General features: G+C 70.6%; 14 protein-coding genes. 7 read left to right on the top strand and 7 right to left on the bottom strand.

Features of this window, described 5'->3' with window-relative positions; all coding sequences use genetic code 11:
• Positions 1-94: 94 nt before the first annotated feature.
• Positions 95-883, top strand: coding sequence for a thioesterase family protein (locus tag AB0H56_RS28620; RefSeq protein WP_357168889.1), 789 nt, complete (start codon positions 95-97; stop codon positions 881-883).
• Positions 884-950: 67 nt separating this feature from the next.
• Positions 951-2,594 (top strand): CocE/NonD family hydrolase, encoded by a 1,644-nt coding sequence (locus tag AB0H56_RS28615; protein WP_357168887.1) that lies wholly within the window; start codon positions 951-953, stop codon positions 2,592-2,594.
• Positions 2,595-2,607: 13 nt separating this feature from the next.
• On the opposite strand, the gene AB0H56_RS28610 is transcribed toward AB0H56_RS28615, so the two are convergent.
• Positions 2,608-3,543: a nitronate monooxygenase gene (locus tag AB0H56_RS28610; protein WP_357168987.1), complete on the bottom strand. Its 936-nt coding sequence runs from the start codon at positions 3,541-3,543 to the stop codon at positions 2,608-2,610.
• A 167-nt stretch (positions 3,544-3,710) separates the two neighbouring features.
• Between AB0H56_RS28610 and AB0H56_RS28605 the strand changes: the two genes are divergently transcribed.
• Both AB0H56_RS28605 and AB0H56_RS28600 read left to right on the top strand, forming a co-directional pair.
• On the top strand, positions 3,711-4,007 hold the full coding sequence (locus AB0H56_RS28605; protein WP_357168885.1) for a hypothetical protein: 297 nt from the start codon (positions 3,711-3,713) through the stop codon (positions 4,005-4,007).
• A gap of 133 nt (positions 4,008-4,140) precedes the next feature.
• Positions 4,141-4,782 carry an HD domain-containing protein gene (locus AB0H56_RS28600; protein ID WP_357168883.1) on the top strand — a complete coding sequence of 214 codons (642 nt, stop codon included), beginning with the start codon at positions 4,141-4,143 and terminating at the stop codon, positions 4,780-4,782.
• 240 nt (positions 4,783-5,022) lie between these two features.
• Here the strand turns inward: AB0H56_RS28600 and AB0H56_RS28595 are convergent, their stop codons facing one another.
• The 5 genes from AB0H56_RS28595 to AB0H56_RS28575 all read right to left on the bottom strand — a co-directional run bounded on the left by AB0H56_RS28595 (position 5,023) and on the right by AB0H56_RS28575 (position 10,925).
• Complete coding sequence (locus AB0H56_RS28595; protein ID WP_357168881.1) at positions 5,023-5,766, bottom strand: copper homeostasis protein CutC; 744 nt, start codon at positions 5,764-5,766, stop codon at positions 5,023-5,025.
• A gap of 1 nt (position 5,767) precedes the next feature.
• Complete coding sequence (gene nagB / locus AB0H56_RS28590; RefSeq protein WP_357168879.1) at positions 5,768-6,547, bottom strand: glucosamine-6-phosphate deaminase; 780 nt, start codon at positions 6,545-6,547, stop codon at positions 5,768-5,770.
• Entirely contained in the window at positions 6,547-7,713 is a 1,167-nt protein-coding gene (locus AB0H56_RS28585; RefSeq protein ID WP_357168877.1) for an amidohydrolase family protein, read from the bottom strand. Before AB0H56_RS28585 ends, nagB begins: the two co-directional genes overlap by 1 nt.
• A gap of 192 nt (positions 7,714-7,905) precedes the next feature.
• Complete coding sequence (gene ptsP, locus AB0H56_RS28580) at positions 7,906-9,570, bottom strand: phosphoenolpyruvate--protein phosphotransferase (protein ID WP_357168875.1); 1,665 nt, start codon at positions 9,568-9,570, stop codon at positions 7,906-7,908.
• Positions 9,571-9,578: 8 nt separating this feature from the next.
• Positions 9,579-10,925 (bottom strand): PTS transporter subunit EIIC, encoded by a 1,347-nt coding sequence (locus tag AB0H56_RS28575; RefSeq protein WP_357168873.1) that lies wholly within the window; start codon positions 10,923-10,925, stop codon positions 9,579-9,581.
• Positions 10,926-11,153: 228 nt separating this feature from the next.
• On the opposite strand from AB0H56_RS28575, the gene AB0H56_RS28570 reads away from it, so the two are divergent.
• Both AB0H56_RS28570 and AB0H56_RS28565 read left to right on the top strand, forming a co-directional pair.
• A complete protein-coding gene (locus AB0H56_RS28570) occupies positions 11,154-11,384 on the top strand; it encodes a PTS glucose/sucrose transporter subunit IIB (protein ID WP_280346384.1) in 231 nt (76 codons plus the stop codon).
• Complete coding sequence (locus tag AB0H56_RS28565; RefSeq protein WP_357168871.1) at positions 11,381-11,836, top strand: PTS glucose transporter subunit IIA; 456 nt, start codon at positions 11,381-11,383, stop codon at positions 11,834-11,836. The genes AB0H56_RS28570 and AB0H56_RS28565 overlap by 4 nt, the downstream gene beginning before the upstream one ends.
• 29 nt (positions 11,837-11,865) lie before the next feature.
• On the opposite strand, the gene AB0H56_RS28560 is transcribed toward AB0H56_RS28565, so the two are convergent.
• Positions 11,866-12,186, bottom strand: coding sequence for a hypothetical protein (locus tag AB0H56_RS28560; protein WP_357168984.1), 321 nt, complete (start codon positions 12,184-12,186; stop codon positions 11,866-11,868).
• Between AB0H56_RS28560 and AB0H56_RS28555 the strand changes: the two genes are divergently transcribed.
• On the top strand, positions 12,095-12,289 hold the full coding sequence (locus AB0H56_RS28555; protein WP_357169008.1) for a hypothetical protein: 195 nt from the start codon (positions 12,095-12,097) through the stop codon (positions 12,287-12,289). The two genes, AB0H56_RS28560 and AB0H56_RS28555, sit on opposite strands and share 92 nt — an antisense overlap.
• Positions 12,290-12,312: the final 23 nt, after the last annotated feature.

Raw genomic sequence — 12,312 nt, 5'->3', positions numbered from 1 at the left:
CGACCCATCAGTCGCGACCGCGACCTTGTGAAATCAACCACAAGGACGCTCAATCAACTAGTGGGATGAAAAATCGACCCGTAGGTTGAGAAATGTGACGGACACGACCGCGACCAGCTACTTCCGGAGAATCGGCACCCACCGCTTCGTGCCGACCGCCCACGCGGGTGGCGCCTGGAACGACGACGAGCAGCACTTCAGTCCGGTCGCGGGCCTGATCGTCCACGAGATCCAGCGCGCCCGGCCCGCGGACTCCGCGCTGGTGCTGAGCCGGATCAGTTTCGACATCCTGGGCGTGATCGGTTTCGAGGAGTTCGACATCGAGGTCCGCACCGTGCGACCGGGGCGCACGATCGAGCTCGTCGAGGCCACCGTCACCATCGGCGGGCGCAGCGTGGTGTCCGCCCGCGCCTGGATGCTGAGCACCCAGAACACCGACAGTGTCGCGGGTGGGGAACCAGACCGGCTGCCCGCGCCGGACACGCTGTCGCCGTGGCCGCTCACCTCGGTGTGGGCCGGCGGGTACATCGCCTCGGTCGACTTCCGCCCCGTCGACCGTCCGCAGCCGGGCCGGACCACCGCCTGGATCCGGTCGCCCTTCACGCTCGTAGCGGGGGAGACGGCCGAGCCATTGGCCTCGTTCATCGCCCTGGTCGACACCGCGAACGGCATCGCGGTGCGGCAGGAGCCGACCAAGTGGATGTTCCCCAACCTCGACCTCACGATCCACCTGTACCGGCAGCCGGCGGGATCCTGGACCGGTCTCGACACCAGCGTCACCTTCGGCACCGCCGGGCAGGGGCTGACCAGCACCGTCCTGCACGACATCCACGGCCCGGTGGGCGTGGCCGAGCAGATTCTCACCGTCCGCCCCCAGCCCTGACGCGACACGCCCCGGCCCCTGGATCTCGGGGCTGGACGCGGGGGCGGCGGACGGCGATAGTCCTCTGGTGCGATGGGGTGTGATGGCGGCGCGAGTGGTCGCCGGTGTGGCGTTGGTGCTGGGTACGGCGACGCCGGTGTCGGCAGAGCCGGTGAACGCGGCGTTCACGTGGACACAGGAGTACGTGACCGCCGCGGACGGCACGCGCCTGCACCTGGACATCCTGCGACCGGCGGGTCTGGCCGACGACGCGCGGACACCGGTCCTGCTGACCGCGAGCCCGTACCGGTCGCACACCGCCTACCTGACCCAGCCACGCCCCGAGGGCGGCCCCTCGACCGACAACCTGCCCGTGGAGTGGGCGTTGAGAGCGGGCTACACCTACGTGATCGCCGATCTGCGCGGCTTCGGCGGATCGAACGGCTGTCCCGATTTCGGCGGCCCCGGCGAGCAGGCCGACGTCGCGACCGCGGTCGAATGGGCCGCGAGCAGGCCGTGGTCCACCGGGCGGGTCGGCGTGGTCGGCACCTCCTACGAGGGCTGGACCGGCATGCTCGCCCTGGCCGCGAAGCCGAAGGGCCTGGCCGCCGTCGCGGCGTTCGAACCGGTCGTCGACCCGTACACCTACCTGTACATGCAGGGCATCTCGTGGAAGTTCGGCGGAAAACCGCTGACCGAGGACGGTCTGCGTCCCGCTGATTTCGCCGGCCCCGAACACCTCGCCATCGCGCACACCCCGGGCCGCTGGGACGACTCACCCGAATACCAGGCCAACGCCGTTCAGATGACCCAGGCCTGCGTGGACAGCTACCTCGCCCTCACCACCGACCACGATCCCGCCAATCCGGGCTGGCGCGATCGCGATGTCGTCGAGGACCTGCGCGGCAACACGATTCCGCTGTTCCTCGGTCAGAGCTTCCTCGACTCCAACACCAGAGCCGACCGGGTCATCGATGCCTGGCAGGCGATGGGGCCGGGCGAGCACCGCGGCTGGTTCGGGCAGTGGGGCCACTCGGACTGCCGCAACCGCTGCGGCACACCGCATTTCAACGACGAGCTGGCCGCGTTCCTGGACCGGCACGTGGCGGGCGCCGACGTGGAGGTGCCCGGACCGCCGGTCACCGTGGGGCAGTTCGAGGGCGGGTGGCGCAGCGAGGAGGTCTGGCCGCCGGTCGATGCCCGCCGCGTCACGGTCGATCTGCGCACCGGCGTCTATCTGGATCGCGGGCTGCTGCCCGGCCCCGACCGGGAGATCTGGTCCGTCTCGGCGCCGGTCACCGACTCCGTGCACCTGTCCGGCCGTGCCACAGCGACCATGGAGCTGGCCGGACCACCGAATGCCACTGTCGCCCTGGAGCTCTACGACATCGCACCCGACGGCCGCGCGACCGTCATGACGCGCGGCATCGCGCCGGTCACCGACCAGGCGCGGATCCGGATGCTGTGGCAGGACGCCCGCCTGACCGCAGGCCATCGCCTCGGCATCCGCATCACCGATGTCGTCGACGACGTCTGGTCGCACGCGCCGGCCAACGCCGCGGTCACCGTCCGGGCAGCCCGTCTGGAACTGCCGGTGCTGACGACCGCGCGCGAGACCGATCTCACCGGGGGAGTGCCGATCTGGCACGCCAGGTGGCGGACCGAGGAGACGATCCAGCTCGACCAGGGATGGCTGAACGACCCGGCCCGGGCGGTCGGCGCGATCGGGTAGTGCGCGGGCGGGGTCAGCGGCGCAGCAGCTCCGCGGCGTCCGCGCACATCCGGTCGATGATCGCGGCGGCGGGTTCGATGTGGGTGATGAGCCCGACACCCTGCCCCGCGTCCACCGGCGCGATGGTCACATCATCGGATTCCATGGCCGCGCGCACCATCTCGGCGCTGGGCCGTGCCTCGTCGAATTCCGGCCGCGACCAGGGATCGGTCACGTCGTTGCGCAGGACGCGGGCGGGGTAGATCGGCGGCCACGGCAGGTCGAGCACCTCGTCGAACACGGTGGTCACGACGGTGTGGGTGGAGTCGGCCGCGAGCATCGCCCGCCGCGCGTTCTCCGGCAGCAGCGATTCCTCGGCCGCGGCGAGGCAGGTCCCCAGCCAGGCACCCGCGGCGCCCGCCGCCAGGACGGCGGCCAGCGTGCGCCCCGAACCGATTCCACCTGCCGCGAGCACCGGCACCGTCGCGGTCTCGAGCACGGCGTCGAGCAGCGGCAGCAGGGCGAGCCGGTCGGCGCCGTGCCCGCCACCCTCGGCGCCACGCACGACCAGCACGTCGATGCCCGCTTCCTGAGCGCGGTGCGCACCCGGCACGTCGTACACCTGGGTGACCGTGGGGATTCCGGCTTCCCGCGCCGTGGTCACCCACGAGAAGTCCGTTCCGAAGCTCACCGAGAGCAGCCGTGGCCCCGCGCCGATCGCGGTCTCGAGCAGACCCTGTTCCCGTTCCCGCACCCAGTCGACCAGTCCGATCCCGATCGGCGCGTCGCCGGCGGCGGCCAGCTCGCGCTCCAGCGCGGCCACCGATCCGGCGCTGCCCATCCCGATCATGCCGAGCCCGCCCGCCGCGCTGACCGCGGCGGCGAGCCGCCCGCCCGCCGCGCCACCCATCGGCGCGTTCACGACGGGGACCCGCAGGCCGAAGGAACGGGACCACGGGGTGGTCAGGATGTCGTCCGGTGTGCTGGTCATGGCTCGGCACCTCTCGTCGCGGCTCGGCAGTCCTCATCATGCCAAGCGCGGGTGGCGTGGTGGGGCAGCCCTCGGGAACGGCCGTGGTGCGTCCGGGCTCGGCGTAGTGTTCCTCAGCAGTGCCGTAGCCACGAACGGGGGTTCGGATGACGATCAGGGATCGGCTCGAACAGGTGGTGACCACGCCACCGCCGGTGTTCGGCGAGCCACTGGACACCGCCGACGGCAGCACCGTGATCACGGTGGCCCGCGGCGGCGGCTTCGGGCGCCCGGCCCGTCCGGTCGGCATCTTCGTCGTCCATGACGGGCGCGCGGACTGGATTCCCGCGGTCGACGCGAACCGCATCGCTCAGCTGGGTGAGTGGATCGGTCTGCTCACCGGCGTCATCGCGGCGCTGGCGATTCTGCGCCGCCCGCCGTGGCCGGATCTGCGCCGCCACTGATCCGGCCGGGGCCGCTCGAAGCGCCGCCACTTTTCCTGCGGCCGAGTGGGCGTCGGTCTGATCCGCGCTGCTTGTCGGTGCCCTCGGCTAGGGTCGGTCCCGACACGATCGATATCGAGCACGGGGGTGTGGGATGAAGTTCGATCAGCGGGAAACCGACGCACAGGTATTCGCCATCGCGGCACACGGCGAGCAGCGCTACGGCGATCGGCCGTACGTCATGCACCTGGCGGCGGTGCGCGCCGTGCTCGACGATTTCGGTTACGACGGCGCACTGGCGGCCGCGGCCTGGCTGCACGACGTCATCGAGGACACGCCCGTCACCGCCGAGGAGATCGAATCCCGTTTCGGCCGTGAGATTCTCGATCTGGTCTGGGCGGTGACGGGCGTCGGTCCCGACCGCAAGGCCCGAAACCTGAACGCGTACGGCAAGATCGCCGCGCACCCGCCCGCCGTCATTCTGAAACTGGCCGACCGCACCGCCAACGCCGAGGCCAGTCCGCCGGACAGCAGCTGGATGGGCATGTACCGCACCGAACATCCCGCGTTCAAGGCCCACCTCGGCGGCTTGCTCGCCGACGACCCGACCGTCGCCCGCATGTGGGAACGCCTCGAACGCCGGCTCGACCTTTCGGTGGCGCCGCCGGAGGAGCGGTGGACCGAGATCGATCGCCTGGTCGCCGCCGGCAAGCACGCCGAGGCGGTCGCCGCGGTCCAGGCGGCGTTCACCTGCACTCCCGGGGAAGCGGAACTCATTCTCGCCGAACGGGCGTAGTCCTCGCGGAACGGGAGTAGTCGCGGCGGTCGGCGTCGAGACGCCGACCGGTGGCGGACGCGCCGACAGGTGAGCGGATAGGTGTCCTGCACACTGCGTGGGTGGGCAGGTGCGATACCCGGGCGGCGTCGTCGTAGGCGGCGGCCGCCTCGGCTGGTCGGTTTCGCAATCGTCATGCCGCCGGGTTGTCCACGGCTGGCGGCGTTCCCGTAACCCAGCCGTAGGCAGCGTCCCTTCCGCTCAGAGGCAGAAGCGGTGCATCCCGTCCAGCTGCCGGAGTCCGGTGGCGACCGAGGACGCCACGTCCTCATCGAGTTGCTCGTGACCGGTGGCGCCACCACCACCCGGCCCGCCGTCGTCGGCCACGATCCGGCGCGCCGACAGGTGCACGGCGTCGACTCCGGTCCGGTGCAGGGCGGGCAGGTCGGCGAGGGTGATCCCGCCGCCGGCCATGATCTGGATCCGGCCCGCGGCGTGATCGACCATGGCGGCGAGTTCAGCGATGCCCTCGGCGCAGCGGGCCGCGCCACCGGACGTGAGCACGCGCGTCATCCCCAGCTCGACCAGTGTGTCCACGGCGGCCGCCCGGTCGCTGATCACATCGATCGCACGATGAAAGGTCAGCTCGATGTCCTCCACCGGTACACCCTCCAGCACCCGCCGCAGCGTGTCGACGTCGACTCGACGCTCCGGGGTGAGCGCCCCGACGACGAGCCCCGCGACACCCGCCGACACCGCCGCGCGCGCATCGGCATTCATCACCGCGACGTCCTCGGCATCGCGATATACGAAACCACCTGCCCGGCACCGGATCAGCGCGTGCACCGGCACCCCGGTGGCGACCACCGCCTCGATCATCCCGATGCTCGCCGTCAGACCACCCGTCGCGCCCAGCGCCGCGCACAGTTCCACCCGATCCGCGCCGGCCCGGCAAGCGCCGCGCGCGCCCGCCACATCCTGGACCGCGAATTCGAGGGCGGTCATCTCAGAACGACTGCCAGGCGGGCTTGTTCGCCAGCGCGTACTTGTAGTAGTCGGCCAGCTTCAGCTTGCTCGCCGCCGCCTCGTCGATCACCACGGTGACGTGGCGGTGCCACTGCATCACCGAGGCGGGGCAGAACGCCGACAGTGGCCCTTCCGCCGCCGCCGCGATCGCGTCGGCCTTGCCCGCGCCCAGCGCGATCATCACCAGATGCCCTGCCTCGCCGATGGTCCCGAGGCCCTGGGTGAGCACATGGTGCGGCACGTCCTCCGGGCCGTCGAAGAAGCGGGCGTTGTCCTTGCGGGTCTGCTCGGTCAACGTCTTGACCCTGGTCCGCGAGGTCAGCGCGGAGCCGGGCTCGTTGAAACCGATGTGCCCGTCGGTGCCGATGCCGAGCAACTGCACGTCCACCCCGCCTGCCGCGGCGATGGCGGCGTCGTAGCGCCTGCCCTCACCGGCGATGTCGCCCGCCTCGCCGTTCGGGCTCAGCACCCGCCCGGGATCGAGGTTCACGTGATCGACGAACTCGGAGCGGATCACCGAGAAATACGACTGCGGATGCTCTTTCGGCAGTCCCACGTACTCGTCGAGCAGGAACGCGCTCGCGGTCGAGAAGTCGAGCTTCCCGTCCCGGTGGCGGCGCGCCAGCTCCTGATAGCTGCCCAGCGGGGAGGACCCGGTGGCCAGCCCGAGGATCGCGTTGCCGCGTTCCACATAGCCACCGACGATGTCGGCGACGGTCGAGGCCACCTCGTGTTCGTCCGCCCGGATCACGATTTCCATCAGCTTCCCTCCGTTCCGGCGACGAACACCCGCCGCGGCTGCAATGACTGGTCGGTGACGAGCAGGTCGGCGCGGGCGCCGACGGTGAGCGTGCCCCGGTCGCGGAGACCGAGCACGTGAGCGGGCGTGCGGGTCGCCGCGGTGACGGCGTCGTCGAGCGGTACCCCGGCGCGGAACACCGTCCACCGCAGCACATCGAGCAGCCGGGCCGTCCCGCCCGCGATGGCGCCCGGCAGACCGTCATCGGTGGCGAGCCGGGCAACCCCTTCGCGCACCCGCACATCGAGCGCGCCGAGCTGGTAGTCCCCGTCGCCGAGCCCGGCGGCCGCCATCGCGTCGGAGACCAGCGTGATCTGGTCGGGGCCCACCGTGTCGAACACCATCGCCACGGTCTCCGCCGCCAGATGCACACCGTCGGCGATCAATTCGAGCACCATGTCCCCGCGCCCGGCCGCGGCCAGACAGGCGGCGACGGGGCCGGGGGAGCGGTGGTGCAGCTCCGGCATGCCGTTGAACAGGTGCGTCGCGGTGATCGGGCCACCCGCCGCGTCGGCGATGCGCGCCGAGGTGGTCGCCGCGTCGGCATCGGTGTGCCCGAGGCTGGGCAGCACGCCGTGACGGCGCATGGCGGTGAGCAGATCGGGGTAGTGGGCGGTCTCGGGCGCCAGCGTCATCGACCGCACGGTGCCCCGCGACGCCTCCCACACGCGCTCGAACAGGGCGGGATCACCGGGGATGATCGCGGCGGGATCCTGTGCGCCACAGCGGGTCGCGTTGAGGAAGGGTCCCTCGAGGTGGATGCCGAGCAGCGTGCCGTCCTCCACGAGATCGGCGAGCAACCCGGCCTGCCGAACCAGGACCTCGGGCTGGGCCGACACCAGGCTCCCGAGCAAGCCGGTGGTGCCCTGCGCGCGGTGTTCGGCCGCCGCGACCCGCGCACCCGCCGCATCGGCGTTCGGAAACCCGAAGCCGCCACCGCCGTGGCAATGCACGTCGATCAGCCCCGGCATGATCAGTTCGTCCGTGGCCGCCGGAAGCCGTTCCATCGCAGGATGATCCGCCGCCGCACCCACCCAGCTGATCCGGCCGTCCACGAATTCGACCACGCCGTCGGCGATCCCCGCACCGGCCAGCCGCCCGCGAACCACTCCGTCCGCACTCACCACGACACCTTCCCCACGACCGTCCCCGCTGTGACGATCACTCCGCACCACCATCGAGTTCGGCCGCGACCGCCGAAAACCAGGTCGCGACCCGGCGCACACGTCGGAGCGGTGCGCCTGCGGCGCCCGCCCGAACCGACGCCGCCCGAACAGCGCGCCGGACTTCGGCCCGGCCCGCACCCACGGTCGTGCGGCTCATGCCCGCCCGACGATCGCCGCGACCGCTTCCCGCGCGAGCTGCGGATTCCGCGCGGCACACGCCGCGTCGGCCGCGTCCCGGCAGATCTCGACGTCCACGGCCGACAGCGCCGCCCGCACCGCGGGCAACGCAGGCACCGACATCGACAGGCTCGTCACCCCGAGTCCCACCAGTACCGGCGCCAGCGCCGGATCCGACGCGGCCTCACCACACACGCCGACCGATTTCCCGGCCGCCGACCCCGCCGCGCCGACCATGGCGATCAGGTCGAGCACCGCGGGCTGCCACGGATCGAGCAGGTGCGCGAGGCCGCCTGCCATCCGGTCGACGGCACAGGTGTACTGGCTCAGGTCGTTGGTGCCGATGCTGACGAAGTCCAGGTGCACCAGCAGATCCGCCGCCCGCAGCGCCGCCGCCGGGATCTCGATCATCGCCCCGACCTTGCGGATACCGGATTCCCGTGCGAGCGTGGCGAATCCGGCGGCCTCGTCGGCGGTCGCGACCATCGGCGCCATCACCCACAGGTCGGCGCCGGTCGCCTCGCCCGCCCTGGCCAGCGCGGTGAGCTGGGTGGCGAGGGTGTCGGGGAACACCGTGCCGATCCGCAGTCCGCGCACGCCGAGGGCCGGGTTCTCCTCGGTGCCCAGGTCGAGGAACGGCAGCGGTTTGTCCGATCCGGCGTCGAGCGTGCGGACCACGACCCGGCGCCCGGCGAACTGCTCGAGCACCGCGGTGTACGAAGCGATTTGTTCGTCGAGGCTCGGCGCGCTCGCCTTGCCGAGATACATGAACTCGGTGCGGAACAGGCCGACGCCCTCGCTGTCGACGGGCCCGGCCTTCTCGGCGTCGTCGACGGTGCCGATGTTCACCAGCAGCTGCACCGGCGTGCCGTCGGCGGTCTTGCCCGGCCCGCTGGCCGAGGCCAGCCGTTCCCGGTCCGCGGCCGCCTGGTCGAGCGCGGCCTGCTGCCGCATCGGGCTCGGATCGAGCACGACCGTTCCCGTGCCGCCGTCGAGCAGGATCGGCGTGTCCTCGACCAGCCGGTCGGTGTCGGGACAGTTCACCACCGCGGGCAGCGCCAGCGATTTCGCGAGGATCGCGGTGTGGCTGGTCGGGCCGCCCTCGGTGGTCAGCAGGCCGACCACGTCGCTGTCGCCGAGCATGGCGGTGTCGGCGGGCGCGAGGTCCCGTGCGACCAGGATGAACGGATGTCCCGGCTCCGGGATGCCCGGCATCGGCTCACCGAGCAGCACCGCGACGGTCCGGCCACCGATATCGCGCAGGTCGGTGGCCCGCTCGGCCATGTATCCCCCGAGCGCCTCCAGCTTGGCGCAGAAACCCTCGAAGGCCAGGTGCACCGCGTGCGCGGTCGGCATGCCGTCGGCCAGCTGTTTCTCGGTGGCGGCGACGATGCCCGGGTCGCGGGCCATCGTCGCCGACATGGACAGGATCTCCGCGGCCACCCCGCTCACCCGGCTCGCCCTGGCCTGCATCTCGTCGGCCACCCCGCCGAGGGCCTCCTTGACCCTGGCCAGTTCCTCGGGGACCGAGCCACCGACCGGGTCCTGCGGCGAGGTCGCCAGCTGCGACCCGAACCGCAACCACGGCGCGACGACCACGCCGGGACTGACTCCGAGACCGCGGATCACCTGTTCGCCCATCAGGCGTCTCACTCACCTTCCAGTTTCTTGTCCGGCTTCGCCTCGGCCTCCGTGACCGTCGGCGTCTCGGTCCGAGTATCGCCGGTCACCGCGGGCGCGGGGTCGGCTTCGGCCACCGCGTCGCCGTTCGCGCCGACCTCGTCATCGGTTTCGGCCTCGCGACCGGGCGTGCGCAGGTTCCACTTCTTGATCACGAAGCTGAACAGCAGGTAGTAGATCACCGCGTAGCCGAGCCCGATCGGGATCAGCAGCCACGCGTCGGTCGCCTTGCCGAAGTTGAGCAGGTAGTCGATCGCGCCCGCCGAGAACGTGAAACCGTCGTGGATGCCCAGCGCGTTCACCAGCGCCATCGACGTGCCTGTCAGGATCGCGTGCACCACGTACAGCGGCCACGCCACGAACATGAACGAGAACTCGAGCGGCTCGGTGATGCCGGTGACGAACGCGGTCAGCCCGGTGGAGAGCATGATGCCGCCGACCAGCTTCTTCTGCGAGGGGCGCGCGTTGCGCCAGATCGCCAGCGCGGCGGCGGGCAGCGCGAACATCATGATCGGGAAGAAGCCGGTCATGAAGGTGCCCGCGGTCGGGTCGCCGGCGAAGAACCGGTTGAGGTCACCGCGCACGAGCTGGCCGGAGGCGTCGGTGTAGTCGCCGACGAGGAACCACACCGTCGAGTTCAGGATGTGGTGCAGGCCGGTCGGGATGAGCAGGCGGTTGGCCGCGCCGTAGATGCCGCCACCGATGACGGTGTTGTCGGCGACGGTCTCACCCACCCAGGTGAGCGCGGAATTGAAGGCCGGGTAGATGAACGCCATGCCGACGCCGACGACGAGACCGGTCACCGCGGTCAGGATCGGCACCAGCCGCCTGCCGTTGAAGAAGCCGAGGAAGTCGGGCAGTTTCGTGCGGTAGAACCGCTGCCACAGCATCGCCGAGAGCAGGCCCATCACGATGCCGCCGAGCACGCCGTAGTTGATCAGCGCCTGCGCGCCCTTCGGATCGGTCTTGCCTTCCAGCACGATCGGCGACATCGCCTCGAAGACACCGTTGATCACCATGTAACCGACGACAGCGGCCAGCGCCGTCGACCCGTCGGCCTTCTTGGCCCAGCCGATGGCGATGCCGACCGCGAAGATCAGCGGCAGCCAGGTGAACACGGCCTGCCCCGCCGCCGAGATCACCGCGGCGGTGCTCTCCAGCGCGGAGAACCGGCCGAGTAGATCGTCCTGGCCGATCCGCAGCAGGATGCCCGCCGCGGGGAGCACCGCGATCGGCAGCATGAGGCTGCGACCCAGGCGCTGCAATCCCGCGAACACCTTCGATTCTTGCTTGGGGCTGTCGGTAACGGCAGTCATGTCGACCTTCTTCGTGCCGGGTGCTCCGGCGGTCTCGGCGAGCCGGAGAGACGTGCGGGCCTGTCCGGGGTAACTGTTGTGAACCGGTCACCCTGACGGGTACTGTCCGGTCATAACCAGTTGTAAGTTTGACCAGGTGGCTGCCGGATGTCAACCGCGAAATATGACGTGGCGCACATTCGAGGCTCCCATACTGGAACCGGCAACCACCGCGGAAAGGGAGAACACATGTCCAAAGCGGAAGCGATCGTCAAGGGTCTGGGCGGCGCGGAGAACATCGTCGAGATCGAGGCCTGCATCACCCGGTTGCGCACCGAGGTGAAGGACGGCGGCAAGGTCGACGAGGCCGCGCTCAAGGCGGCGGGCGCGCACGGCGTCCTCAAGTCGGGCACCGTTGTGCAGGTCGTCGTCGGCCCCGAGGCGGACACCCTCGCCGAGGACATCGAGGACATCCTGTGAGCGTCCCCGTCCTCGCACCCCTGGCGGGCAAGGTCGTCGCCCTCGCCGACGTCCCCGACCCGGTCTTCGCCGGTCAGATCGTCGGCTCCGGCGTCGCCATCGACCCCGACCGCACCCGGGGCACCCTCACCGTGACAGCCCCGATCGCGGGCAAGATCCTGAAGCTGCACCCGCACGCCTTCGTGGTCTTCGGCGGTGGCGCGGGCGTGCTGGTCCACCTGGGCATCGACACGGTCAAGCTCAAAGGCGAGGGTTTCGAACTCCTGGCCGCCGAGGGCGATGAGGTCGTCGCGGGCGCCCCGATCGTCACCTTCGACCCCACCGAGATCGCGAAGACCGGCTACTCGCCGATCTGCCCGATCGTCGTCATGGACTCCGCGAAGGATTCGATCACCAGCGGCACCACCGGTTCCACGGTGGAATCCGGTGCGCTGCTGTTCGATTCACCGTAGGGCGCGCTCCAGCTGATTCGCTGGACGCTTCAGCTGGTTTCGCACCCGATCCCATCGTTGTCGTCGTCGAGCCCGTAGTCATCGGGCCCGATGACCCGAACCCTGCCGGTGTACGCGGGCCCGTTCCCGCCGCCGCCCGCGCAATCCACGTCACTGGTGATCGGGACGCACGGGTCGTACGACGAGTGACAGTCCCCGCCGGGCGGCGGTGGTGGCGGCGGGCAGAACTGACTCGATCCGCTGTTGCACAGCAGGTCGGTGATCGGATCAGCGCTGGCTTCCGTCGGCAAGGCGATGGCGAGAGCAATCGCGGCGCAAGCGGCCGATCCGAGTAATGAGACTGCTCTCATGATGACTCCGATCCTGGAACACACGCGACCATCAGTGTTCCGCAAACGCTCGGCAATGGATATGCCGGTGATCGAATCGTGGCTGAACCATTCGGCCGCGTGACCCGTAGTTCGTGACAACGGATC

This window comes from Nocardia sp. NPDC050717 (genome assembly GCF_040654275.1).
In the GTDB taxonomy this organism is placed as follows: domain Bacteria; phylum Actinomycetota; class Actinomycetes; order Mycobacteriales; family Mycobacteriaceae; genus Nocardia.
Note: the sequence above shows the minus strand (reverse complement) of the source record. Positions and strands in the feature narration are given on the sequence as shown.

Excerpts from the sequence above, each read along its gene's own strand:
- AB0H56_RS28595 (WP_357168881.1), bottom strand. The coding sequence starts at position 5,766 with ATGACCGCCCTCGAATTCGCGGTCCAGGATGTGGCGGGCGCGCGCGGC.
- AB0H56_RS28560 (WP_357168984.1), bottom strand. The coding sequence starts at position 12,186 with ATGAGAGCAGTCTCATTACTCGGATCGGCCGCTTGCGCCGCGATTGCT.
- ptsP (WP_357168875.1), bottom strand. The coding sequence starts at position 9,570 with ATGGGCGAACAGGTGATCCGCGGTCTCGGAGTCAGTCCCGGCGTGGTC.
- AB0H56_RS28600 (WP_357168883.1), top strand. The coding sequence starts at position 4,141 with ATGAAGTTCGATCAGCGGGAAACCGACGCACAGGTATTCGCCATCGCG.
- nagB (WP_357168879.1), bottom strand. The coding sequence starts at position 6,547 with ATGGAAATCGTGATCCGGGCGGACGAACACGAGGTGGCCTCGACCGTC.
- AB0H56_RS28575 (WP_357168873.1), bottom strand. The coding sequence starts at position 10,925 with ATGACTGCCGTTACCGACAGCCCCAAGCAAGAATCGAAGGTGTTCGCG.
- AB0H56_RS28605 (WP_357168885.1), top strand. The coding sequence starts at position 3,711 with ATGACGATCAGGGATCGGCTCGAACAGGTGGTGACCACGCCACCGCCG.
- AB0H56_RS28570 (WP_280346384.1), top strand. The coding sequence starts at position 11,154 with ATGTCCAAAGCGGAAGCGATCGTCAAGGGTCTGGGCGGCGCGGAGAAC.